The organism is Legionella jordanis, assembly GCF_900637635.1.
Taxonomy (GTDB): domain Bacteria; phylum Pseudomonadota; class Gammaproteobacteria; order Legionellales; family Legionellaceae; genus Tatlockia; species Tatlockia jordanis.
Genome location: NZ_LR134383.1, coordinates 15,027 through 36,787, shown reverse-complemented (window position 1 = coordinate 36,787; position 21,761 = coordinate 15,027). Strand labels below are relative to the sequence as shown.

Below are 21,761 nucleotides of genomic sequence, written 5' to 3'. Positions count from 1 at the left end.
TTCCTAATCCAGTTTAATGCTGTAGGAATAGCTATTAAATCCATCGTAACTGGTGCCCTTGTAAAGCATTTTGTTGCAAGAGGCGCTTACGGAAGGATGCATCATGTAGGGACCATCCTTGATATCTAGAACACACCAATGAGCAAGATCGTAAGCGACAGTGACATGCGCATAACCTTCACGGCACTGCTCAGTATCCCTGATTTCAAAACTTCTTGGACCTATAACCTGCAAGCGAATGTCAGGAGTGTGGTTGGCACTTACAATAAAAATACCTGGATGGGATTGATCATCTAGGTGAAAGTAGTCCCGATAACCGCAAAAAGTTGCTTTCGCCTGGGCACCTAGCACGAATAAACCGCCTAATAAAACCGCCAGAACTCTTTTCATATTTGTCCCTTCCTCAATCAATGGAAGTTGGATTATAAAAAAAGGGTGTATATGAAACAACCACTTAGATGCTCTTTCCTCGTTAATATTATTGGCAACTGACTGGACTTAAGCTAATTGAGTGAGCCATATCCCCATTATCCTTGTGCAGCAAAAGTAAAGGCTTATTAGGGGATAAAATGGAAGACGGCACAGTCCTGTCTGTCTCTGTTAGGCCTCTTTAATCATCTGGGCTGAACTATAATAACAATAAGGCGACCATGTAAAAGGACTTTACCATGTACAAATCTAAATTAAGCCCAATATCATTAGGATTAAGCTTTGGTATCCTATGGGGCCTTTCTACTCTAATTATGGGGTTGATAGCCACTTATTATTCCTATGGCCGTCCTTTTGTTGCAGCCATGGCTAACCTTTATCCAGGCTATGCGGCTACCATTAAAGGCAGCTTGATTGGCGGACTTTATGGCTTCATTGATGCCTTTATTTTTGGTCTTCTTCTGGCGTTGCTCTATAATTTGTTCAGCTGCTGCTGCCGCAAAAAAGATAATCTCCACTAATTGCAGGAATGGTTTGCGTCAGAGTGCTGTTTCGGCATAGGCTGCGCGCGAAACTCGGCTTCGTAACAGCAGGTTAAGGATAATTCCATATAAAGGAATAAAGGAAAGAAAGCTAATAACCAGCTTAAACAGCAAGTCGACCGTTGCAATTTCCAACCAATGGCTTGCCAGAAAAGCATTGCTGCACTCGAAAAAAGCGATAAAGAAAAAACAATAAGTATCAAAAATATTCCCAAAAAGATTGGCGACAGAGGGGGCTAACCACCAATTTTGTTGTCGTCTTAATGTTTGAAAAATACTGATATCGAGTACCTGCCCTACAACATAGGCACAAAAACTAGCCAAAGCAATTCGCAAAGATAAGGAATCCAGAGGAAACAGTGCATTTTGACTGTAATAATTTGAAATGACATAGGAAATGACTAATGCCGGAAACATGCTTAAAAAGATGACCTTCCTTGCCATATTTTGACCCAGAAGCCTTGTGGTTAAATCCGTTAAAATAAATATTAATGGATAGCTAAAAGCTCCCCAGGTTGTATGCCAATGCATAAGAGTCACAGGATGTTGAACCAGGGTGTTTGAAATCGCAACAATGAAGATGTGAGCAAGGGCAAGAAAAAACAGAGTTTGCCGTACGAGCATAGAGAATCCGGAGCTAATTTAATGCCTTATTGTAACATAGCTTATGGCACTAAGACTTATTCAGATTAACTGGTTCTTTATTACAGCGAAACCAATTTAAAGCGAGAAGGGTTGTAGCATCAACTATTTTCATCTCATCCATTAACTGGTAGACCCGACTTCTTGAGATGCATGTGGTCATAATTTCTTCTTCACCATCCAAACCATGCAGACCTGTTAGAGGTTGCCCCTTGAACTCAGAATAAAAGAGGTAGCATTTTTCAGTAGAAATACCTGGACTTTTGTAGACGAGGGCAATCTGTTCCAAAGCATCGATCTTAAGACCTGTTTCTTCATGAACTTCCTTAATGGCAGTCTTTTCAGGATTGCTATGTTTATCAATCGTGCCCGAAACGAACTCCAAAATGAAAGGGTCATGCTGTGCCTCATTGAAAAAAACCCCAAGGCGGAATTCCTGACAAAAAAGAAAACTATCCATATCGGGAACATAAATGAGCACCAAAACGGAATCTGCGTTATGAACCACTTCGCGTCCTTTTATACAGAAGTGCTCTTTTTCATGATCAAAGCTAGGAACGGTTAAATCATATTGATAAATCTGAAGATAACCTTCATATTTTTTCTCTTTTGAGATGCATTTAACTTGGTTGGCCATTTATTTAGTTATAAACCTGTATTGCAGTAATTCACTTAAGTTGGTTATGCTTATTTTTCAATTATTTATCTAACAGCTCAATTTAAATTTTTTATAGGTGATTGTCAATTTATTAACTTATAGTTCATAACTCAGTCTGGGAAAGGGATTTCATGGCATTCATATCCAGGATAAAACGCTTTTTTTCACAACTCGGCCCTGGTCTTATCACCGGTGCTAGTGATGATGATCCATCAGGAATTGCTACTTACTCTCAAGCTGGCGCCCAATTTGGCTTGCTTCCCTTGTGGACTGCCCTATATGCCTTTCCTCTCACAATTGCCATACAGGAAATGTGTGCACGCGTGGGGATTGTGACCGGAGAGGGGCTGGCAAGCAACATTAAAAAACACTACTCCAAAGTCATGTTGTATTTTGTGATGGCGCTGAGCCTCCCGGCCATCCTCTTAAATATTGCGGCTGATATTGCGGCCATGGGGGCGGTAGCGAACCTGTTGGTCCCAGCTATTCATGCTTATTGGTTTTCCCTGCTCTTTACGGGCATACTCATGATGACTATGATTTTTTTATCCTATGAAAAAATAGTCAAAATATTAAAATACCTCTGCCTGTCACTTTTTCTCTACCTCATCATCCCCTTTCTTAATAAACAGGACTGGCTTAGCATTTTTAAGCACAGTTTTATTCCGTATATGCAATTTAATAAACAGTATTTCGCTATTTTGCTGGCAATTCTTGGAGCCAACATCTCTCCCTATCTTTTCTTTTGGCAAGCAACCATGCAGGCAGAAAAGCACAAAAATCGGCCAACATTGTTTGTTAGCCACCGTCATCTAGAGCGGATGAATGTTGACGTGGGTATTGGCATGTTCGGTGCCAATTTAATCATGTATTTTATTATCCTAACTACAGGAACCATCCTGTTCCCACAACACATTCATAATATTGCTACGGTTGAACAGGCAGCAAAAGCGCTTGAACCCCTTGCCGGGCAACTGAGCTATCTGGTCTTTGCTTTGGGAATCATTGGTACCGGCTTTTTGGCTATCCCCGTTTTTACCGGTTGTATATCTTATGTTTTATCCTCTGCATTCAATTGGGAGGGTGGACTTAAAAAGCCCTTCTATCAAGCGAAGAGTTTTTATTCAGTAATCATCTTATCTTTAGTAATGGGCTTTGGAATTAATCTGATTGGACTGAATGCGATTCAAATTCTTTTCTACACTAACCTTCTTTATGGCTTAACATCACCATTCTTGATTCTGTTAATTTTACTCATTGCCAACAACAAAAGAATTATGGGCGAATATAGAAATGGGGCTTTGTCGAATGCATTAGGAGTCATCGTTCTATTTCTAATGACTCTTGCGGCACTTTTCTTAATCTTTTTATATCTTAGAGGTGATTCATGATCCCATGCAGGAAGCATGGGATCTCAAGGAATTATTTGTTTACTTCACAAGTAATTTTGGTGCAGTCACGGCAATGTTGAGCAGCAAAATTGAAGGCATCAGAAGCAGATTTAGCTTGATTTTTCATGTCTTGATCGGCTTGCTGATCAGCTGCAACTGAACTGCTGCTAGCATTGGTGGTGCAAATCCAGTTTGAATCCATTGAGGTTGCATTGGTATTGCTTGTATTGTTATCGCTGCTGGAAGCAAAAGCTCCGGCACTTACAACCAAAAGACCTGCAGCAACCAAATTTAAGATTCCTTTCATGATACTTTTCTCCATATTATTAATTTATTGATTGGATTTGATCGTTATCCAATGATTAGAGTAGAAGTCTATTTATTTTTAGTCAAGTGAGGAATTTCTGTATTGACTTCACCAAAACTCCTGCAAGGCACTCTAGCAGAGAACTTCGTTTAATCCTGCTGCCGCCGATTTTTCTTGCTCTTCCCCATTAGCAAGATAGGATCTTCCCAAGCAATTACAGATTTTAATTTTATCCTTGAGCATTAAATAAGCCGATAAAGCTGCAAGAGGATTGCAACCCTCTACCTCCCCATCAGAATGATTGCTGTTTTCTACTATTGTTTCCGGCGGGAGCTCATCGTCAATCGACCAGTTGTCAACGATGGCCATATATATACTGTTTAACAGCATTTTTCCTTGTCTTATTTTGTTTTGCAAAATGTCCTCGTCTTTGTCTCTTGGCAATGACAATAAGGAGAAAAAATACCCTTGCCAGCCGCTTATCCGCTCTTTGGCTTGCTTGGGTTTAATTTCTGCAAAACAGTCATAACATTGACGAATTTCTTTAATCAACCCTGTCCTATAGCTTTCATATTTTGCAGGTAATTTCGCATTGATAAATAACCATTCCAATTGTTGCAGCTTGCTCACCAAAGATTTAACTTCTGCATAATATTCCTTGGGTATTTTTAACAAGTCATCCGTGCTCGCTGAAAGGCATTCCATCTCTTGCGGGGGTATGCTCCAGAAAAGCTTCACCTCTTTATCCCTTGCATCTCGATAGTGCACTTGCTCTCCTGATTTTTTATGATGCAAGCGCAAAGGCCCGCGGCTGTGCAGTAGAATTTCTTCCATGGGGCCACTTAATCTCGGAATGGCTTTATGACTGTCGCCTACCGTTAGGCGTTTAATCTGGGATTCAGAAAGAACGGTTTTTAATAGAGAAATTGCCTGCGTCTTGCATGTGAAAGACTGATTAAAATCAGGCCCAAAAAGGCCCCATGAACATTTCAATTCAAAAGGCTTTAATCTAGGTTCTTGCCCGGATAGTTTGGCTTTGGCCTTTTCAATCCCAAAAATTTCTCGCGAAAAAGTTTCAAAGGGGTAGACCCTATACTTCTTTTGTTCTGGTAATTGAACAGGATGCATGGCTTCCTCTATTGCCTTTTTTTGCTCTTCAGCCATTTTTTCACAATTATTTCTAAGCAGAACAAACTGAACCTCAGTCAATTCAAAAGTGACCCCATGCAGGCCATAACCCAAATCTAAAAATCGGATATCTTCCCGCATTAACATGCCGTGATTGCCTTGAAAATCCAGATTCAACCCCAGTTTTTTCTTTAATCTGCTTATGGCTGAGGAGCTTGAATTAGTTGAAACACCATAGAACCCCCATTGCTCGACCACCTCCATTTTTTGTCCCTCTGTCCATTGCGATAACAAAAGGCAACTATGCCAAAAGGGATTACTGCCAACCTTCCCGTCTTCAACACAATAAGTAACCGCATATCTCATGGCACCATCCTTGTCTAAAGTTGGAATGAATGAACATCTTAATCAAGATAAATTCAACTCAGCCAAGAAGCAAGCACGCTCCCTGGACAAAGATTTGCATGAGCCGGATTTGCAGCGTTCGATATTAGTATTCGTACAACTCGATGGGTAATTGATCCGGATCAAATATAAAGCTAAATGTTTTGTTAGTTGCTTCATCAAATCGAATGGGTTCTGCTTCGATGTGCTTATCTTTCAAACCATTCAGAACTTCTGTCAAATTATCCACCTCAAATGCAAGATGCCTAAGTCCGCAAGCCTCTGGCCAAGATAAACGCTTTGGCGGGTTTTGAAATGAAAAAAGCTCGATAATGTATTGTCCATTTAAGGCAAGATCCAGTTTCCAGGAATGCTTGTCGGCGCGATATTGTTCACGAATGACTTGTAAACCCAAGATTTCGGTATAAAACTGCTTCGATTTGACATAATCAGAGCAAATGATGGCGATATGGTGAATGCGATTAAGCATAGTAATCCTCACTGTGGCTCAGTTAAGCTTGTATTAATCTCTCGTGTGCTAAGCTGGCGGCATCACCACTTAAAAGAGAATGAAATGGAACATGCAATTCCTTCCCTGAAAGAACTTTGCGTTAAAGCCCTTGTCAACTCTGAGCCCAAAACATTGAATCGCCAGCCCAATTTATTGCTCAGTCCCGAGATCAAATCACTGTATTTTAAACAGGAGCTCGAACAAAAAAAAGAAATGGTAGACAAAGACATCCAAGTAGCAAAATCGAACCGGCACGATAGAGTGAATGCCCAGGCAAGCGCTTTGGCGGAAAATAAAATATTCTTTAAAAGCATGTGCTGTGCCGGAGGCTCGCTGCTTACTATTCTCTATTTAGGCATTGGCTACCCTATCTTGCGAGCAACAGAGACCAGCACAAACAATGAGTATCTCTACTATTCTCTCGGTATTTTGCCTTTTGTAATGGGTGCCGGTCTTTCTACTGCATTTTTGATGAAGCTTGCAAAGCTTTTTGCAGAATTAAGAGTGCCAAAGGACTCTTTACCAGAGCTTGAGGCGCAAAGTAGCCTCTATAAAGACTTACTGAAAAAAATTTGAGGCCATTATTTAGTTAGTTTTTGAATGGTAGACGCAATGTCTTCTACTTCACCCGAATAATGGTAATAAATGCGGTTATGATAGCAATCTATAATGCAAAGAGGCTCCTTCTCCTGTGAATCTCTTTGCTTTAAGATCCAATACAAGCCCTCGCGATGGTTATTCTGAATTTCAATCAACAGATCGAGCATCCTTGCTTCTTCAAATTCTGCTTGGGTGCAAACCAAACCTGAAGCTTCACTAGTTACTTTATATGCATAATGCCTTTCTTTCATAATGCAATGTCCCTTATTTCTTGTATTTCAGGCTAAATTAATACCAACCTTTCCTGTTATGAGTATAGAAAACATTTTCAAAGCCTGCTGCCTGGCAAAAGCTATACTCATATTAGCCGTCCTTGCATAAGGAGAAGCCATGAAAAACATGATGGGCTGCATACTTTGTCTTGTTCTCTGTTTTTTAAGCCCCGTCAGCTCTGCAAGAATACTATTGACCACAAAACCCGTTGTTTTAGAAGCGCAGGGTGATGCTTACCTGTTTCCTGACAGCTATCACCGTAATGCCAATGGTTTTCATTTTGTGTATGTCATGGGAACGTATCGGGTTTGTCATCTTAATCCTCTACCAATTCTCGCTCATCTTGATGTGTTGCGTATTAATATCGAATTACATGGACAGAGATTTCTTTGGAATTGCTATGTCTATGATCCCAGGTTTTTTGAAATTGATTATTAAACAGCTGCTTAGTTGCTCAAGGCTTGTCATCTTGCTAGAGTGAGGTTTTCCTCAGTTTAGCTTTATTCATGAGTGAGCTTGTAAACATCAATGATTTAACCGTCGCCTTTCAAAGCAAAGAAAAAACACAAATTGCCGTCGATGCCGTCAATTTTAGTTTGCAACAGGGAGAAACTCTGGCTCTTTTAGGGGAATCTGGCTGTGGTAAATCCATCACCTCCCTGGCTTTAATGAGACTGCTTCCCCTACATGGCGTTTATGGAAAAAACAGCAGGGTAATGGTTCAAGGCAATGATGTGCTTGCACTCCCTGAATATTGGATGCGAAATTTACGTGGAAAAAAACTGGCTATGGTTTTCCAGGAACCCATGACCGCCCTAAATCCAGTTCTCACCATTGGCCAGCAATTGGCGGAGGTGCTAAAAAGACAGGGAGTAGAACGTCGATTTATTAAAGAGCAGATTTTGTCCTTGCTCAAGGAAGTTGAAATCCCCATGCCGCATTTGCGCCTACGTCAATATCCACACCAGTTGTCAGGCGGACAAAAACAACGCATCGTCATTGCCATGGCCATTGCCAGTAAACCAGAAATTTTAATTGCAGATGAGCCGACTACAGCTCTTGATGTCACCATTCAAGCACAAATTTTGACCTTATTAAAAAAACTGCAGCAACAATACCACATGAGTATTTTATTAATCACGCATGATCTGTCAGTGGTAAAAGCGATGGCTGATAGAGTTTGTGTTCTCTATGCAGGACAAGTTGTCGAGCAAGCCTCTGTGGCCGATTTTTTTAAGCAAGTCAGGCACCCTTATTCGCAACAACTATTAGCCTCACTACCGAGCTTTAATAAACGCCATCAGCGGCTCGAGTCCATTCCTGGTGCTGTACCAGCTCTAGGCAATTGGCCTAAAGGTTGTCGTTTCCATCCTCGCTGTGCTCATGCATTTTCAATCTGTCCAAACATCGAACCTCAGTTGCAGGAAATTTCAACGACAACAGTGCGCTGCCATCTTTATCCAACACTGGATAGCCCCCCTCCTTTGTCTGTAGAAAAACAAGATTGGCAATCCTCCGAAGAGGATGCTGAAATTTTGTTGTCGGTTAAGAATTTATGTGTACATTTTCGTAGCGGCACTTGGCCCTTCAAGCAAGAAACTGATGTAATTAAGGCAGTTGATGGCTTAACTTTTGATTTGGCAAAAGGCAAGACTTTGGCCTTGGTGGGCGAATCAGGTTGCGGCAAGACAACAGCAAGCCGTGCTATTTTGCGCCTGCTGCCGATTACCCGTGGCGAAGTGTTGTATCGCGGCAAGCTAGTGGGGACATTAAAAAACAAGGCTTTAAGAGATTACCGTAAGCAGGTGCAAATTATTTTTCAAGATCCGTTTTCTTCAATGAATCCTCGCATGACGATTGCTGAAATCCTGGCGGAGGGTATGCATGCCCAACACTTACCTTCAGCATTGGTTCAAAAAAAACAAGAACTTTTACTTGATCAAGTCAATCTGCCTCGTACAAGCCTTCAGCGCTATCCTCATCAATTTTCGGGTGGGCAGCGGCAAAGAATATGTATTGCAAGGGCATTGGCCATTGAACCTGAACTGCTTATTTGTGATGAGCCAACCAGTGCTTTGGACGTGTCAGTGCAAGCGCAAATCTTAAATCTTTTAAAAGAGTTGCAGCAAGAAACTGGGCTTTCCTACTTATTTATCACCCATAACATGGCGGTTGTATCCTACATTGCCGACCATGTGCTGGTAATGAACCAGGGTAGAGTCGTTGAATCGGGTAGCTGTGAACAAATATTAAAACATCCAAAAAAAGCCTATACACAACAACTGCTCGCCAGTGTTTTACAGATTTAAGTGCAAGTCTTGGAATTATCCTTTCCTTGCTGATTTAAAATAAGTAGCAATTGCTCCCGACATAACACCCAGGAATCAAGGGAATAGTGACCTGGGACTGAATGAAGGCCTTGATCTTGATGATTAAGAATAAAGTGCAACTCATCCAACAAATAAGATGAAAAGGAATGATGGTTGTATTGAGTTGTTGGATAGGAAAAAAATTCATGCAATGCTGCAATAATGGCCGATGACGTTTTGCTTTCAATATCCATATATAGCTTTTTCGCTTTATTCTGGCCTTCCACCCCGTGGCGCCACCAGGTAAACCAACCATTTTCTTGCCGGGGATTTTGTCTTGTTTGATAGTGGCCATGATATTTATGCCTGGCATCTAAAACAGCTCGCTTCAAAATTTTTTCAAAGTCCCCACCTGAATGCTCTGCCATGGTTTTAACTTGAAAAAAAGAGCACAGCCCAAGGCCCTCTTTGCATTTAGGTCGTGAAGGAGGCCTATGGCTGGGTCTTGGACGGGATTTTGTTAAATGAGACAACTTGTGATTAACAGTAGAAAGCAGTTCTGATTTCTTGTCCGCAAGCTTCTTATCCGTATTTTTTGGGCCAAATGTTGCAAAATTCAAATGGCTTAATTGCTGATGTCCTTTAGCGACAATTCCTTTGGGACAGCTCGATACCTCAACTTCCAATTTCTGTCTCATGCTTCTTCCCTAGAGCTGATTGCTAACACTCAGAACTTAAATAACCATCATTGAACCATGGATTTTTTAAATGTCAAAACATGTTCATAAGCATCATTAATGCGGCTTTCAGCAATCTCCCCTGATTTCACTTTTGCTGCAATGAGCTCAATAATTTCTTCCGGATCTTGTGGTGTATCACTGAGCTGATTGCCAAATAAAAGCATGTCAGCCCCTGCGTTTAAAGCCAAAGTCACTGCAGATTCCAAACCATAATGTTCACTGATGGCCTTCATTTGCATATCATCTGTAATGATGACCCCTTTAAATTGCAGGTCACCCCTAAGGATATCAGTAAGGACCCTATGCGATAAAGTGGCTGGCAAACCCGATGCATCCAAATTACGGTTGACAATGTGGGCTGTCATTAACATGCCACAAGCTTGTTCACTGTTAAGCAATAAACGATAAGGGTCAAGCTCATAATCCTGCCAACTGTCAGTGACGTCCACAAAACCCAAGTGCGAGTCGCTATTTGAGCTGCCGTGTCCTGGAAAGTGTTTGTACGCGCATTGAATGGAGTTTTGTAAGAAATTTTGCGAATAAATGCCTCCATAAAGTCCCACAAGGATTGGGTTTGCCGAAAAGCTTCGGCCTAATAAACCAATAATGGGATTGTCCGGATTCACATTCACGTCAACATCAGGAGCAAAATCCAAATTAAAATGGGCTTCTTGCAGTGTTGCAGACATTGTCGCCGCAACGTCATTCGCGGCTTCGGCTGTTAATTGGCCTACATCTGCAGCGGCAGGAATTCTAGGAAAACCATAATCGGAGCTAAGGCGATTAACGGATCCGCCCTCATAGTCAACTGAAATAATTAAAGGGAGGTGGGGGCGTTTATGTTTTTGGTTCGCAGCCCGTGTTGAATTTTGCAAGTCTTTATTCAGTTTTTTTACCTGTTCGGGATTGGCGATGTTTTTATCGAAGGTTTGGGTGCGGTAATTGTAATCAAATAAAATTACGCCACCAATATTAGAGCGCTCAATGGCCTGGACGACAGGGGATTCATGGTTAATTTCTTTACCTTCAAATCCAATAATCAGCAGTTGACCGATTTTATCGTGAAGGCTTATGTTCTCGGCTTGAATGACACCGCAATGGAATAAGCATAAGGCAAGCAAAATCTTGAAGTATTTCATAACGACGCAGGTTGGATGCGGGACCAAAATGATAACAAATTAGCCAAAAAGGATCAATCTTACAATTTATTGCCAAATACTTTCAAACTTTTGATTCTGAGCCTAAACTAATTGTTAATTATAAATTTTTGACTGGCTCACTCTTAATCACTATCAGGATGATCATCATGAAATCATTTATTGAACAGGCGCAATTTTATTCGGAGTACCATCAAAAACCCGTTACATTCTATAGCCATATGATTGGCATCCCCCTTATTATTTTCTCTTTGATGGTTTTTTTTGGTTTTTTTCATCTCATTATTCCTGGTGTAATGGACGCAAAATTTTCTGACATTGCAACCGTTCTGATACTCATCTATTACATCCTGCTCAATTGGCGTTTAGGTCTAGTATTAATACCCATTTTTATTTTGTTCTTATGGATAGCCGATTTGATCAGTTGGGCAGGTCCTACTCGTGGGGCATTGTGGACTTTTGCTGTCTGCTTTATCGTCGGTTGGGTTTTTCAATTCATAGGGCATTTCATGGAGGGGAGGCGACCAGCTTTAGCGGATAATTTCTGGCAAGCGTTGATTGCCCCCTTGTATTTAACAGCCGAACTATTCTTTAAAGCCGGGCGAATGGAGAACTTGAAGAGGAAAATTCATGGGGAACCCATATCGCCAATCGTTCAAAATTCGACAATCACTTCACCTCCTCCACGTTCAAACGATGACATAATGTGACATGGTTCTGCCTGAGTCTCGCGCTATCGATTCACAAGAAAACGATAGCGCGGGTTCTCAACGCCAAAACATTAAGAAGTTTTAGTAATCTTAAAACACTGATGAATGCGTTTACTTCGTTTGAAATCGACATCAATGGTCTCAGCACTGATGTCTTGAACGTTGTATTTTGCACTAAGGGCCGATGACAGTTTAAACTGGCGAAGATTGCTGGAAAAGTACAACACCCCATTTGGATTTAGCAAACGCATGGCTGCATCAATGAGTGACTCTTGATCGCGTTGGACATCCAGCGTTTGACTCATTCTTTTTGAATTTGAAAAGCTCGGTGGATCTAAAAAGATGACATCAAAGCGATCCCGGCTAATCTTGAGCCATTGCAAACAGTCATAATGCACGAATTGATGTTTGGATAAATCCAGATGATTCAGTTTGAAATTATCTTCCGCCCATTTTAAATAAGTTTTTGATAAATCCACATTTGTGGTTAATGCCCCAGCCAAAGCGGCGTGGACACTGGCGCTGGCCGTATAGCAAAAACAATTTAAAAACCGAGTTCCAGTTGGCAATTGCTCAAAACGCATCCTTATCGGGCGGTGATCTAAAAATAAGCCCGTATCCAGATAATCATAAAGGTTGACCTTAAATTTAGCCCTACCCTCCATCACTATCATACTGTGCTTGGTTTGATCCAATTTTTCATATTGCTTCGTGCCCTTTTGCGGCTTACGCTGCTTTACAACCAGCTTATCTGGAGAAATATCCAAGGCTTGCGGTACAACCTGAATTAACTCCAAACTTCGTTTTTCAGCAGTATGCTCGGGAATGCTTGCGGGAGCAGCGTACTCCTGAAGCACGGCATGGTCATTATAGATGTCGATGGCATAGGCGTATTCAGGGAGATCAGCGTCATAAACACGATAGCACTGAATGTGGTTGCGCTTGGCCCACTTTTGCAAATGCTGATGGTTTTTGCGTAAGCGATTCGCCAGCATTTGCGCTCCGGACGATAACTCCCCCCCTTTTCCTTTAAAGCGATTTTCAACACTCAAGTTCACGCAATATAACTTACATTCCAAAGGCCCATTAAATAAGCTGTATTGCTTACCGGCACGCAAGCCCAAGGCTTTAGCCAATATTGGGTTTGAGGTTAAAATGGCAGCCTGCCAACCCTGAAAATGCTGATGAAGTGTTTCTCCCAATTGTTGATACAAAGGAATTAACTGTGTGGCTTTTCCGAGGCGTTCGCCATAAGGAGGATTAGAAACAACCAAACCTTTTTCGTAATTGGGCCGACTCTCAGCAACAGGCATGACTGCAAACTCTACCAAAGGCAAAACACCTGCGCGTTCAGCATTGGCATGGGCAATCTTTATCGACTTGGCGTTGCTGTCCGTTCCTTTTAATTTAACTCGTAGCGGTTTGACTTGTTGCAAGGCCAAAGCCCTTATTTTTTCCCATAAGGACGATTGATGTTGCGCCCAATGAATTAGGGATTGATCCTGGCGTAAAAGCCCCGGAGCAATATGGCTGGCCATCATGGCCGCTTCGATAACGATTGTACCCGAACCGCAAAACGGATCATGCAAACTAAAACCCTTGGCAGCCAACTCCGGCCATCTTGCCCGTATCAGCATGGCCGCTGCAATGTTCTCCTTAATGGGTGCTTCACCCGCCTGTGTGCGATAACCGCGTTGATGAAGGCTGTAACCTGTTAAATCAAAACTAACGGTGACCACATCATTTTTCAAATGGGCATGAAGTTTTATCTGCGGTTTTTCGCGATCTATTGAAGGGCGCGAGCCTTTAAAACGACGAAAGTGATCAACAATACCATCTTTAACCACCTGAGCTCCAAACATGGAGTTACGGATATGAGTCGAAGAGCCATGGAATTCTATGGCTAAAGATTTATCCGCGGTAAAAACCGTCTGCCAGGGAAACTGGTTAGACAATTGATAAAGGCTCTGCTCATTGTGCGCTTGCCCGCTGAACAAAATGAGCTGGACCCGGTTGGCCAGACGAGACCACAAGCAAAGTTGGTAGATGATTGCAACATCTTCTGCTTCGCCATAAACCCCTTGAGGACTCACCCGGGTCACATGCAAACCCAAAGCTTTGACTTCCTCTTGTAATAGATATTCAAGGCCTTTAGGGCAGCTGACGAATAATGAATATTTCATATGCAGGCCCTCAAGAAGCGAAACAATGCTTTTGACGCACCCAGTTGCTTGTTATTGTTTTTCTCATCAATGGCTTTTTTAACCAGATGGCGTAATTGCTGAATGTCTTGAGGCTGATACTGATCAATAAATTCGGTAAGAGCATCATTACCTCCATGGATGAGCCGCTCTCGCCAATGTTCCAAATCATGGAAAACAGCAGTTTTGGCTTCGTCTTCAGCCATTAGTCCGGCAAAGGCTTCAACAATTGCTTCACTATCTGCAGCACGCATTAATTTGCCAATAAGTTGCGCCTGCCGCCTTATAGCACCATGACTCTTAATGTGTTTGGCATCGAGAATGGCTTGAAGCAAGGGAGGGGGCAAAGGTAATTCTTTGAGCTTCGCCGGACTTAAAGAGATTAATTGTATGCCGATTTTTTTTAAAGTTTCCGCTTCACGTTTTTTCTGTGATTTACTTTTTGGCTCTTCCATCAACTGACCTTTTGCGACTCATTAGATTTATTTAACAACAGTAGTGCATTTTTATTGATACTGCATATTCAAGGGAGTTTAGCCCTGAGGGCATCAGGGAAACTCATTACATAGCTATTCTAGAGATAATTTATTTTATCACCTTTGAGGTACAACTGAAAAAAGATTATTCAGCTGGTATAAGAGGAATGCTCTGATTGCCATAGCCCTTTTGCGGCCTGTGGCGAAGATAAGTACGGCTAATGGCATACAAATTATACAACAGGATGGCCAATAGCAGGGAGTGCAACCAGGTTACCGTGAGCTTGGTGAAAATGGGTAAAGTAATAAAAACACCAATGCAGCCAGCAAGACTTAAAATAAAAGTTTTTTTAAGTGGAATTTTATTTTGTTGGACAAAAACCAAAGTGGTCAACGGCTGCTGCATAGCACCAGCTGTGGTCATAATAGGGAAAGCGACAACCGGTGAAACATTTAATAAAAACAACACCGCTTGAACCATTACAAATAAGCCAATACCCACTGAGGTTAAAGCTCCGCAAACCACCATGGCCAAAAAACCAATAAGCAGCTTCCAGGAGTGTAACTCCACCAGATCACCGCCAATTGGCATCCAATGCAGTTGATGACAAATTAAAAGAATAATAATGGGGATAAAACAACAAACCATGGACAGACGAATGGCCTGCTTGCTTAAACGGCTGACCACATTGCCGCCAATTAAGCCACCAATGCAGGTTCCAAAGACGAGCGTCAATAGCGTAGTCAAATCCACATCCACAAGACGCATAAAAAAGAACGACTCAATCATTCCCGGGATGACTTGCGCACCATTGTTAACCGCCGGTAATTCATCATCGGGAAAAGTGTCTAACAATTTAGCCAAGGCAACATTTACGGCAAAGCTGCCCACCCCAAGCGTGTCGGCAATGAAGGCCACAATACCGGAGAAGGAAAGTTTTAAATAATCCAGTGGTTTTAGTGATACAGCGGGTTGCTTAAATAGGTTATAGGCCATCGAAAACACACAAATTAAGCTCAAAACCAATATTGCTGAAATTATTAAAGTGAAGGCCATCACAGTCTCATTTTAAGTTAGCTTTTGCCCCTGATTAACGCTGTACCCGGGGCAACTGGTAGTCCAGTTACACTGAAGAAAGAGTGATCAGCGATTATACACCATTTGACATGTTCAGCAAATAGCATATTGCATAATATTTACTCACTTGTGATTAAAATTTAGTCCGCAAAGACAATCCTGACCTATGATTAAAAACGATTTTGTTTAAAATCATCAAGAGCTTGCAACACTTCCTCCTGGGTATTCATAACAAAGGGGCCAAGCCATGCAATAGGTTCTTTTAATTGTTTTGCGGCTATGAGCAGATAATGCGAATCCTTGTGGCTGTGAAGGATTAGATGTCTCCCGACACCTAAAGCAGCCAAGGTACCCTCTGGGATGCTTTGTTTATTTAATGAAATTTCTCCTGATAAAACAAAAAGAAGGGCGCGATGCGTAGATGGGATGTGCTCTTCCAAACTTGCATTGGCCTTCATGTGGATATCAAAAAAAAGAGGCTCGGTGGCCATTCCCTGAATAGGGGAAGCAGTTCCCTTACTGGTTTTTCCGGCAATTACCTTAATGGTTACCGCTGAATCCTGTCTTTCAACGGGCAATTGCTTTGAAGAAAACTCCTGATAACGGGCAGCTGTTAATTTGCTTGCAGCGGGTAGATTTAACCAAAGCTGCAAACCCGTTAAGCCTTCTGCTTGAACTTTTGGCATCTCGGAATGAATGATGCCTCGACCAGCAGTCATCCACTGTACATCCCCAGGACCGATGATTCCATGGTGACCATGGTTGTCTTGATGCTCAATTTGTCCTTTGAGAACATAAGTTACCGTTTCAAAGCCGCGGTGGGGATGCTGAGGGAAACCGGCTGCATAATCCATTGGATCCTGACTGTCAAAAAAATCAAGCAGCAAAATAGGGTCGAACTCATTGCTTCGGGTCGTGCCGATATAACGCTGCAACTTTACCCCTGCGCCCTCGCGGATTAAAGTTCCCCTGATGAGTCTTTCAACTTGGATGCTAGCCATCTGACGCTTCCTTAACCTAAAGAGAAGATATGTCAACCTTATGCGATAACCCCTAAAAAAAACAAGATGCCCCTGACAATTTGTTTTTCTTACACTATGCTAAAAAATCAAGAATAGGAAAAGGAGCTTCCTGTGAATACCAATGAACACACTGAATTAGGCAATAGGCTTCGTTTTGAGAATTTAGTCAATAATCCTTATCTACGAATTGATGAACAAGGGACGCTGCACATAAAATTGCAACGCTGTGAAAATGGTCTTCCCTCTCCCATGAACTTAGAAATGTCAGCCGGCGAGATCATAGCCATGGCAGCCGACTTTTTCACCGACAGAAATTGGAACATGAAACTGGATTTACCCAGCTTTCACAGTTTCAAAACAGCCGCTTCTTTCAGCCATAATTCATCCAGATCCATGGGGGAATACCTCATTGAGAAACCGCTACAACCAGAAGAGGAGGAAGCATTCCTCAACGCCTATAACAGCCTCGCTTCACCCGCTGTTACAAGAAAAGACATTGACCGAATTTATAAGATCGATGGCAGCACCTATATTCCTTTTTCCAGCACCTTAAATGACTACGTCAAGCAATTAATGTTTTTCCTCAGAGTCAAAGATTACGGTGAAATGTTAAACCGCAATCAAACCCATTTTACACCCTGGGCCGTACGAGTCTATGTACTGGGACACAGTCAAGCATTGAGTTATGCGCGGCTGGCTTTTGAATTGGGTCAATGCCTAAAAGACAGTGCTTATCAATCCAACAATCCCGATTTCCAAAATCTCATTCACAATTTAAAGGAAGAAAACCAGGAGTTAAATCAAGAAAGCATCCAAGAATTGATGCATCGTTATCAAGCCCTGGCCTTGTGCCTGGAATTGTTTGTGTTTCATTATTACTCCGATCATTTTGCCGCAGGCCATATGGCCATGGTCGGAGATTTGCGGGTGTTACTGGGCGAGCGGTTTGGCGTATGGGGAAACATTTTAGCGAATAATTTACACAACGAATTAAACCGCCTCGGAGTGTTGACTAAAAAACCTTATGATCCGACTCCTTCGCCGACTGAAGCCCCAACTCCCGCTGGCGGGGATGGCAGTTTTGATGGCTGTTTGAATCACCACAATAAACAGGCTTGTTTGGCTGGCATGCAAGCCTCTCTGCTTGACTTGCAACATGTGCTGGCCGGAGAGCCCATGCCAAAGCCTAAGAATTATGGCGGCCTTGAATATCTTCCCGATGTGGATTTCAATGTTCGACAACTGCAGCCTGTCATTCTTTTAGGTGATGATTTAAAAATCTATTACAGGGAACAGTTGAGTGTGGTCAAAACCCTGTCTCCATTGGATTATAAAAAAATGCAAGCCGCTCCTGGACAATGGGGTTATGTCGAAATTAAAAATAAATGGGATGCTTTCTGGCTGACAGCCAAATTGCGCTTGTTGCCTTTTATTTACGAAGGCAAGGTGCAAGCCCCCTCCGCTGCAGAACTGCTTCGAATTGAACAAGAAGAGCAAGTTCTTAATCCCGATCGCGCACCAATTCCAAGCCCAAGCTGTGAAGTTGAGCTCTGTTCTAAACCAGCGAGCACCTCATGGAACAAATCAGGAAGCCGAGAACAATTGCTGGAGGGTTTAAGCCGTAACAGCCTGCTTGCAAAACGACAAAAAACGGACTTCTCCGAAGAAGCGCCAAGTCTTGATAAGCAAATGTCTTTGTAACAAGGCCACGATTCGCTCACCCTGTTTAGGAATAAAGTGGGCGAATCAAAACTTATAGTTAGCCAAACATCCTTTTGCTTTTAGGTCAAAATTCTTGATCTCAAGCCGTTCTGGTAGAATAATTAACTAATTTTTTAAAAACAAGGTAGCATAATGTCTGCTTGCAAAGCTGTGGTGTTTGCTCTTCTTTGGCTTTTGACGTTTCAGTGGGCTCAAGCTGCCGATGTCATTCTTACCACCTTGGATGGTCAGAAAATCCCCTTTAGCAGTTTAAAGGGTAAATGGGTTTTTATTAATTATTGGGCCAGTTGGTGTCAGCCCTGCCTTGATGAAATCCATGCACTCAACCGATTTTACGAGCATCAAAAAAAGGATGTAGCCTTATTTGCGGTTAATTTTGATATGTTAGCGGCTGAAGAACAACTGCAATTAATTAAAAAACATCGAATTAACTACCCTTCCCTGCAGAACGATCCAGCCCAAGCCCTTCATTTAAAAAATATTCCTGGGGTTCCTGCAACGTTTGTTTTTAATCCTGAAGGCAAACTCAGTCAAACACTTTTTGGGCCGCAAACGCTATTGAGTTTGAACGAAGTCATCGGCCAGAAATCCTAGCTCAGCAGTATTTGGCCATGCTGGACGGGGAAAGCTTCTTGCGGGTTAACGATGCATTAACCAAGCCTTGATTTCTTTCTGGCTTTCATCAATGGCAGAGAGAATTTGTTGGTACAATTGCTCAAGTAACTCACATTTTCCGGCTTTCCAATAGCGTTCAAAGTTTTGACAAGCCATTTTAATTTTAATCGTTCCTACATAAACAGCACCCCCTTTAATTTTATGGGCAATTTGCTGCACCTTATCCCAATTGTTATTTTCGTGAGCTTCTTTCATCAGCTTCAAATCTTTCGGAAGGGATTCATTTACCATAAAAGTCAGCATCTCCACCAGCATGGAGTCATTGGCGATTGTTTTTTTCGCTTCCTCGACATCCAACACTGGAAAGTGGCTTAAATCGAACCATTCTTCTTCATTAAAAAAGTCTGATTGATCAGCCTTAGCTCTGGCACTGTCCGGTTGTCTTTTGGGGATGAATGCGTCCACAATATCCATGCAATTTTTAGCGGTCAAAGGCTTGGTTAATACCGCATTCATGCCAGACTCAATGCAGTGTTTTTTGTTCTCTTCTCCAGCATGAGCCGTAAGGGCAATGATGGGCGTGTGGGTCTTTCTTGCTAATTCCTGGACGCGTATAAGATGGGTGACTTCATAACCATTGATATCAGGCAGACCAATATCCATGAATATCAAGTCATAGTTATTATTTTTCCATTGCTCAAGGGCTTTTTTACCGCAGTCCGCAATATCAACATCACATTTAAGCTGACCTAATATTGTCTTGGCAACAATTTGAGCAATCTCATTGTCTTCCACCACAAGAACGCGGTGTTGTTGGTTGGCACTCTGTTCCTGTGTGGGCGTTTTGGTTTGCTTACAAGTTCTGAAATAGGAATAATCCGTTGCCTCATCCAATTCGTCATCCGTGCCAAAATCTTCCTCAAGAAGAGCTTCCTGTAAGGGGATTACACAGGTAAATCGGCTTCCCTCCCTATTTTCACTTTCCACATAAATTTCACCGTCCAATTCATCTATGAACTGTTTCACAACTGAAAGACCAAGTCCCACACCTTTATAAATTCCTTGGTAAGAGGGAGTTAATCGCTTAAATTGTACATAAATTTCATGTTGCTTATCTTTGGGTATACCAATGCCTGTATCCTCCACAATCAATTTAAGAATGACTTCGCGCTCATTGCGTTTTGCCAATAAGGCCGATAATTTCACATGGCCCTGATTAGTAAAGTTTAAAGCATTTGCGATAAGCTCCAACGTGATGCGGTGAATTCGAATTTTGTCGCCTATTAAATATCGCGGGATTGCTTCATCGAAATAAAGCTCCAAATCCAATTTTTTTTGCGCAGCCTTGGCGCGATTTAAGGCCAAAACCTGCTCTAAAATTTTTTTAAGGTTAAATTTCTTTTTTAACCTTGGAATTTCACCCGAGCTCACCCTTATGGCCTCAAGCACTTCATCCATCAACTCTAGCAAAGCATGGCTTGAGGCAATTAAATTATCCGCATACTCTTGAACCCGCGGGTCATCAAATTCAGTTTTTAAAATTTCTGAAAATCCGACAATGCCTGTAAGAGGGGTGCGTAGATCATGCCGCATGTTTTCTAAAAATTCCGTTTTGGCCTTGCTTGCTTCTTCCGCTAGCTCTTTAGAGCGTCTTAAATCATCCTCCATTTTTTTTCGTTCGGTAATATCCAGAGAAAAGCCTAACAAACCAATGATTTCATCATTGTGGTTGCGGATGGGGTGCTTTTGCGATAAAAAAATTCGTTGTTCTCCCTGCGGAGTGACCACAGGTTCTTCAAGAATTACCGGCACGCCATCCTCCATGATTTTATTATCGATGTCATCGATTAATTTGGCCGATTCATAATCATTGAGAATCTCAAAAATTGTTTTGCCTACAAAGCTTTTGCCATCATGGCCAAAAATAGCAATCTGATTGCTATTGGCACCCATATAAACCCCTTTGCGATTTTTCCAAAAAATATAGGTAAACGGCATACTGTTGAACAGCAGCTCGAAAATATCGGATTTCTTTTTTATATTTAAGTTGGAGCTCATTTACTGACTTTGTTGTAGTTCCATCTAAATAGCATAGAACAATTTGCTAGGGCTTCCATCGCAGGCAAGCCCGTCTGCCCCCGAAAAACCATCCATTCGCTTGGGCGTTGTTCAATGAGATTTGAACTTCACTAAGGACGGTGGTCGTTAGTCAAACTCCGTAATTCGTTGTTGGCGCTTTAATCCAAGGAGTTTATCAATGTGTTTTAAATCCCTATCGGAGCAAACCTCCACGAAACACACCTTAGGATAATCACTTTTCAATCGCGATAAAATAGGTGCAACTCGATGCTCAAAATTCCACATGTATTTTATTAAGGACCAACTGATTGTTTCAGGACAATTTTCTGGTCTATCGTCGATTCTCTTATCCTTGAAACAAAATCTTCTAAAAACCCGCCAAAAGCAAAGATATTTGGGGAAATTAAAGTAAATGCAGATTTGGGCACGTTTATACCGCATTTCAAAAGATTGTATTGCATTGCCATCAATAATCCATTGTTCTTGAGCGACGAGGGATTGTTGAATGTCCAGGAACTGCTGATAATCCCGTTCCACCCAAAAGTCAGTAAAGAAATATTTATCCAGGTGATGTAAGGGTAACTTCATTTTTTGCTGCAATTGATAAGCAAACGTCGACTTGCCACTGCCGCTTCGACCCATAATCATAATGCGTTTTATCATTATTGAACCCTGCCTGTGCTATTTAGGCGCTCTACCAGACTCCATTCTAATATTTAATTGTCCTCAATGAGTCACATTGGCTAACTTTTTAATCGACATTGACTTTAACCATATGAAAATAAAG

The 21,761-nt window shown here is 41.8% G+C and carries 23 protein-coding genes; 8 read left to right on the top strand and 15 right to left on the bottom strand.

Annotation, left to right across the window (positions count from 1 at the left end; genetic code table 11):
- Positions 1 to 3 precede the first annotated feature (3 nt).
- Positions 4 to 390 (bottom strand): hypothetical protein, encoded by a 387-nt coding sequence (locus EL203_RS00170; RefSeq protein ID WP_058471560.1) that lies wholly within the window; start codon positions 388 to 390, stop codon positions 4 to 6.
- A gap of 278 nt (positions 391 to 668) precedes the next feature.
- Here EL203_RS00170 and EL203_RS00165 point away from each other — a divergent pair, with 278 nt between their 5' ends.
- Positions 669 to 950, top strand: a complete 282-nt coding sequence (locus tag EL203_RS00165) for a bacteriophage holin (protein WP_058471561.1) — start codon at positions 669 to 671, stop codon at positions 948 to 950.
- Positions 951 to 968: 18 nt separating this feature from the next.
- Here EL203_RS00165 and EL203_RS00160 read toward each other — a convergent pair whose 3' ends face one another.
- Positions 969 to 1,595, bottom strand: coding sequence for a 7-cyano-7-deazaguanine/7-aminomethyl-7-deazaguanine transporter (locus EL203_RS00160; RefSeq protein ID WP_058471562.1), 627 nt, complete (start codon positions 1,593 to 1,595; stop codon positions 969 to 971).
- A gap of 49 nt (positions 1,596 to 1,644) precedes the next feature.
- Positions 1,645 to 2,250 carry an NUDIX domain-containing protein gene (locus EL203_RS00155; RefSeq protein ID WP_058471563.1) on the bottom strand — a complete coding sequence of 202 codons (606 nt, stop codon included), beginning with the start codon at positions 2,248 to 2,250 and terminating at the stop codon, positions 1,645 to 1,647.
- A 152-nt stretch (positions 2,251 to 2,402) separates the two neighbouring features.
- Here EL203_RS00155 and EL203_RS00150 point away from each other — a divergent pair, with 152 nt between their 5' ends.
- Positions 2,403 to 3,662 (top strand): Nramp family divalent metal transporter, encoded by a 1,260-nt coding sequence (locus EL203_RS00150; RefSeq protein ID WP_058471564.1) that lies wholly within the window; start codon positions 2,403 to 2,405, stop codon positions 3,660 to 3,662.
- 31 nt (positions 3,663 to 3,693) lie between these two features.
- Here EL203_RS00150 and EL203_RS00145 read toward each other — a convergent pair whose 3' ends face one another.
- From EL203_RS00145 to gloA2, 3 genes are all read right to left on the bottom strand, one after another.
- On the bottom strand, positions 3,694 to 3,969 hold the full coding sequence (locus EL203_RS00145) for a hypothetical protein (protein WP_058471565.1): 276 nt from the start codon (positions 3,967 to 3,969) through the stop codon (positions 3,694 to 3,696).
- Between the two features lie 132 nt (positions 3,970 to 4,101).
- Positions 4,102 to 5,463, bottom strand: a complete 1,362-nt coding sequence (locus EL203_RS00140) for a hypothetical protein (RefSeq protein WP_058471566.1) — start codon at positions 5,461 to 5,463, stop codon at positions 4,102 to 4,104.
- Positions 5,464 to 5,587: 124 nt separating this feature from the next.
- Entirely contained in the window at positions 5,588 to 5,971 is a 384-nt protein-coding gene (gene gloA2 / locus EL203_RS00135) for an SMU1112c/YaeR family gloxylase I-like metalloprotein (RefSeq protein WP_058471567.1), read from the bottom strand.
- 84 nt (positions 5,972 to 6,055) lie between these two features.
- Between gloA2 and EL203_RS00130 the strand changes: the two genes are divergently transcribed.
- Positions 6,056 to 6,568 (top strand): hypothetical protein, encoded by a 513-nt coding sequence (locus EL203_RS00130; RefSeq protein ID WP_122224953.1) that lies wholly within the window; start codon positions 6,056 to 6,058, stop codon positions 6,566 to 6,568.
- A gap of 5 nt (positions 6,569 to 6,573) precedes the next feature.
- Here EL203_RS00130 and EL203_RS00125 read toward each other — a convergent pair whose 3' ends face one another.
- The gene (locus tag EL203_RS00125; protein ID WP_058471569.1) at positions 6,574 to 6,843 is read right to left on the bottom strand and encodes a hypothetical protein; all 270 of its coding nucleotides are present in this window, start codon (positions 6,841 to 6,843) and stop codon (positions 6,574 to 6,576) included.
- Between the two features lie 139 nt (positions 6,844 to 6,982).
- Here EL203_RS00125 and EL203_RS00120 point away from each other — a divergent pair, with 139 nt between their 5' ends.
- Together EL203_RS00120 and EL203_RS00115 are read left to right on the top strand one after the other, a co-directional pair.
- Positions 6,983 to 7,303 carry a hypothetical protein gene (locus EL203_RS00120; protein ID WP_058471570.1) on the top strand — a complete coding sequence of 107 codons (321 nt, stop codon included), beginning with the start codon at positions 6,983 to 6,985 and terminating at the stop codon, positions 7,301 to 7,303.
- Between the two features lie 68 nt (positions 7,304 to 7,371).
- Complete coding sequence (locus EL203_RS00115; protein WP_058471571.1) at positions 7,372 to 9,174, top strand: ABC transporter ATP-binding protein; 1,803 nt, start codon at positions 7,372 to 7,374, stop codon at positions 9,172 to 9,174.
- On the opposite strand, the gene EL203_RS00110 is transcribed toward EL203_RS00115, so the two are convergent.
- Both EL203_RS00110 and EL203_RS00105 read right to left on the bottom strand, forming a co-directional pair.
- Positions 9,171 to 9,872 (bottom strand): hypothetical protein, encoded by a 702-nt coding sequence (locus tag EL203_RS00110; RefSeq protein ID WP_058471572.1) that lies wholly within the window; start codon positions 9,870 to 9,872, stop codon positions 9,171 to 9,173. The two genes, EL203_RS00115 and EL203_RS00110, sit on opposite strands and share 4 nt — an antisense overlap.
- Positions 9,873 to 9,919: 47 nt before the next feature.
- Positions 9,920 to 11,053: a glycoside hydrolase family 3 protein gene (locus tag EL203_RS00105; RefSeq protein ID WP_058471573.1), complete on the bottom strand. Its 1,134-nt coding sequence runs from the start codon at positions 11,051 to 11,053 to the stop codon at positions 9,920 to 9,922.
- Positions 11,054 to 11,220: 167 nt separating this feature from the next.
- Here EL203_RS00105 and EL203_RS00100 point away from each other — a divergent pair, with 167 nt between their 5' ends.
- A complete protein-coding gene (locus tag EL203_RS00100; protein WP_064108358.1) occupies positions 11,221 to 11,781 on the top strand; it encodes an Mpo1 family 2-hydroxy fatty acid dioxygenase in 561 nt (186 codons plus the stop codon).
- A 71-nt stretch (positions 11,782 to 11,852) separates the two neighbouring features.
- Here the strand turns inward: EL203_RS00100 and rlmKL are convergent, their stop codons facing one another.
- The 4 genes from rlmKL to EL203_RS00080 form a co-directional block, all read right to left on the bottom strand.
- Positions 11,853 to 13,964 carry a bifunctional 23S rRNA (guanine(2069)-N(7))-methyltransferase RlmK/23S rRNA (guanine(2445)-N(2))-methyltransferase RlmL gene (rlmKL, locus tag EL203_RS00095; RefSeq protein WP_058471574.1) on the bottom strand — a complete coding sequence of 704 codons (2,112 nt, stop codon included), beginning with the start codon at positions 13,962 to 13,964 and terminating at the stop codon, positions 11,853 to 11,855.
- The gene (gene yjgA / locus EL203_RS00090; RefSeq protein WP_058471575.1) at positions 13,961 to 14,437 is read right to left on the bottom strand and encodes a ribosome biogenesis factor YjgA; all 477 of its coding nucleotides are present in this window, start codon (positions 14,435 to 14,437) and stop codon (positions 13,961 to 13,963) included. Before yjgA ends, rlmKL begins: the two co-directional genes overlap by 4 nt.
- A 166-nt stretch (positions 14,438 to 14,603) precedes the next feature.
- Positions 14,604 to 15,455, bottom strand: coding sequence for a sulfite exporter TauE/SafE family protein (locus tag EL203_RS00085; RefSeq protein WP_375232622.1), 852 nt, complete (start codon positions 15,453 to 15,455; stop codon positions 14,604 to 14,606).
- Positions 15,456 to 15,706: 251 nt separating this feature from the next.
- Positions 15,707 to 16,537, bottom strand: coding sequence for a pirin family protein (locus tag EL203_RS00080; protein WP_058471577.1), 831 nt, complete (start codon positions 16,535 to 16,537; stop codon positions 15,707 to 15,709).
- A gap of 132 nt (positions 16,538 to 16,669) precedes the next feature.
- Between EL203_RS00080 and EL203_RS00075 the strand changes: the two genes are divergently transcribed.
- Together EL203_RS00075 and EL203_RS00070 are read left to right on the top strand one after the other, a co-directional pair.
- A complete protein-coding gene (locus tag EL203_RS00075; RefSeq protein WP_058471578.1) occupies positions 16,670 to 18,259 on the top strand; it encodes a hypothetical protein in 1,590 nt (529 codons plus the stop codon).
- A gap of 153 nt (positions 18,260 to 18,412) precedes the next feature.
- Positions 18,413 to 18,874, top strand: a complete 462-nt coding sequence (locus EL203_RS00070) for a TlpA disulfide reductase family protein (protein WP_058471579.1) — start codon at positions 18,413 to 18,415, stop codon at positions 18,872 to 18,874.
- A gap of 45 nt (positions 18,875 to 18,919) precedes the next feature.
- On the opposite strand, the gene EL203_RS00065 is transcribed toward EL203_RS00070, so the two are convergent.
- A complete protein-coding gene (locus tag EL203_RS00065) occupies positions 18,920 to 20,953 on the bottom strand; it encodes a response regulator (RefSeq protein ID WP_058471580.1) in 2,034 nt (677 codons plus the stop codon).
- Positions 20,954 to 21,100: 147 nt separating this feature from the next.
- Positions 21,101 to 21,637 (bottom strand): P-loop NTPase family protein, encoded by a 537-nt coding sequence (locus EL203_RS00060; RefSeq protein ID WP_232003968.1) that lies wholly within the window; start codon positions 21,635 to 21,637, stop codon positions 21,101 to 21,103.
- Between the last annotated feature and the right edge of the window lie 124 nt (positions 21,638 to 21,761).

What these genes read in the sequence shown, in the direction of transcription:
- EL203_RS00145 (WP_058471565.1), bottom strand. Translation starts at nt 3,969, where the DNA reads ATGAAAGGAATCTTAAATTTGGTTGCTGCAGGTCTTTTGGTTGTAAGT.
- EL203_RS00110 (WP_058471572.1), bottom strand. Translation starts at nt 9,872, where the DNA reads ATGAGACAGAAATTGGAAGTTGAGGTATCGAGCTGTCCCAAAGGAATT.
- rlmKL (WP_058471574.1), bottom strand. Translation starts at nt 13,964, where the DNA reads ATGAAATATTCATTATTCGTCAGCTGCCCTAAAGGCCTTGAATATCTA.
- EL203_RS00105 (WP_058471573.1), bottom strand. Translation starts at nt 11,053, where the DNA reads ATGAAATACTTCAAGATTTTGCTTGCCTTATGCTTATTCCATTGCGGT.
- EL203_RS00130 (WP_122224953.1), top strand. Translation starts at nt 6,056, where the DNA reads ATGGAACATGCAATTCCTTCCCTGAAAGAACTTTGCGTTAAAGCCCTT.
- EL203_RS00155 (WP_058471563.1), bottom strand. Translation starts at nt 2,250, where the DNA reads ATGGCCAACCAAGTTAAATGCATCTCAAAAGAGAAAAAATATGAAGGT.
- EL203_RS00120 (WP_058471570.1), top strand. Translation starts at nt 6,983, where the DNA reads ATGAAAAACATGATGGGCTGCATACTTTGTCTTGTTCTCTGTTTTTTA.
- EL203_RS00065 (WP_058471580.1), bottom strand. Translation starts at nt 20,953, where the DNA reads ATGAGCTCCAACTTAAATATAAAAAAGAAATCCGATATTTTCGAGCTG.
- EL203_RS00140 (WP_058471566.1), bottom strand. Translation starts at nt 5,463, where the DNA reads ATGAGATATGCGGTTACTTATTGTGTTGAAGACGGGAAGGTTGGCAGT.
- EL203_RS00115 (WP_058471571.1), top strand. Translation starts at nt 7,372, where the DNA reads ATGAGTGAGCTTGTAAACATCAATGATTTAACCGTCGCCTTTCAAAGC.
- EL203_RS00060 (WP_232003968.1), bottom strand. Translation starts at nt 21,637, where the DNA reads ATGATAAAACGCATTATGATTATGGGTCGAAGCGGCAGTGGCAAGTCG.
- EL203_RS00170 (WP_058471560.1), bottom strand. Translation starts at nt 390, where the DNA reads ATGAAAAGAGTTCTGGCGGTTTTATTAGGCGGTTTATTCGTGCTAGGT.
- EL203_RS00160 (WP_058471562.1), bottom strand. Translation starts at nt 1,595, where the DNA reads ATGCTCGTACGGCAAACTCTGTTTTTTCTTGCCCTTGCTCACATCTTC.
- EL203_RS00070 (WP_058471579.1), top strand. Translation starts at nt 18,413, where the DNA reads ATGTCTGCTTGCAAAGCTGTGGTGTTTGCTCTTCTTTGGCTTTTGACG.
- EL203_RS00125 (WP_058471569.1), bottom strand. Translation starts at nt 6,843, where the DNA reads ATGAAAGAAAGGCATTATGCATATAAAGTAACTAGTGAAGCTTCAGGT.
- EL203_RS00165 (WP_058471561.1), top strand. Translation starts at nt 669, where the DNA reads ATGTACAAATCTAAATTAAGCCCAATATCATTAGGATTAAGCTTTGGT.
- EL203_RS00080 (WP_058471577.1), bottom strand. Translation starts at nt 16,537, where the DNA reads ATGGCTAGCATCCAAGTTGAAAGACTCATCAGGGGAACTTTAATCCGC.
- EL203_RS00150 (WP_058471564.1), top strand. Translation starts at nt 2,403, where the DNA reads ATGGCATTCATATCCAGGATAAAACGCTTTTTTTCACAACTCGGCCCT.
- gloA2 (WP_058471567.1), bottom strand. Translation starts at nt 5,971, where the DNA reads ATGCTTAATCGCATTCACCATATCGCCATCATTTGCTCTGATTATGTC.
- EL203_RS00100 (WP_064108358.1), top strand. Translation starts at nt 11,221, where the DNA reads ATGAAATCATTTATTGAACAGGCGCAATTTTATTCGGAGTACCATCAA.
- EL203_RS00085 (WP_375232622.1), bottom strand. Translation starts at nt 15,455, where the DNA reads ATGGCCTATAACCTATTTAAGCAACCCGCTGTATCACTAAAACCACTG.
- yjgA (WP_058471575.1), bottom strand. Translation starts at nt 14,437, where the DNA reads ATGGAAGAGCCAAAAAGTAAATCACAGAAAAAACGTGAAGCGGAAACT.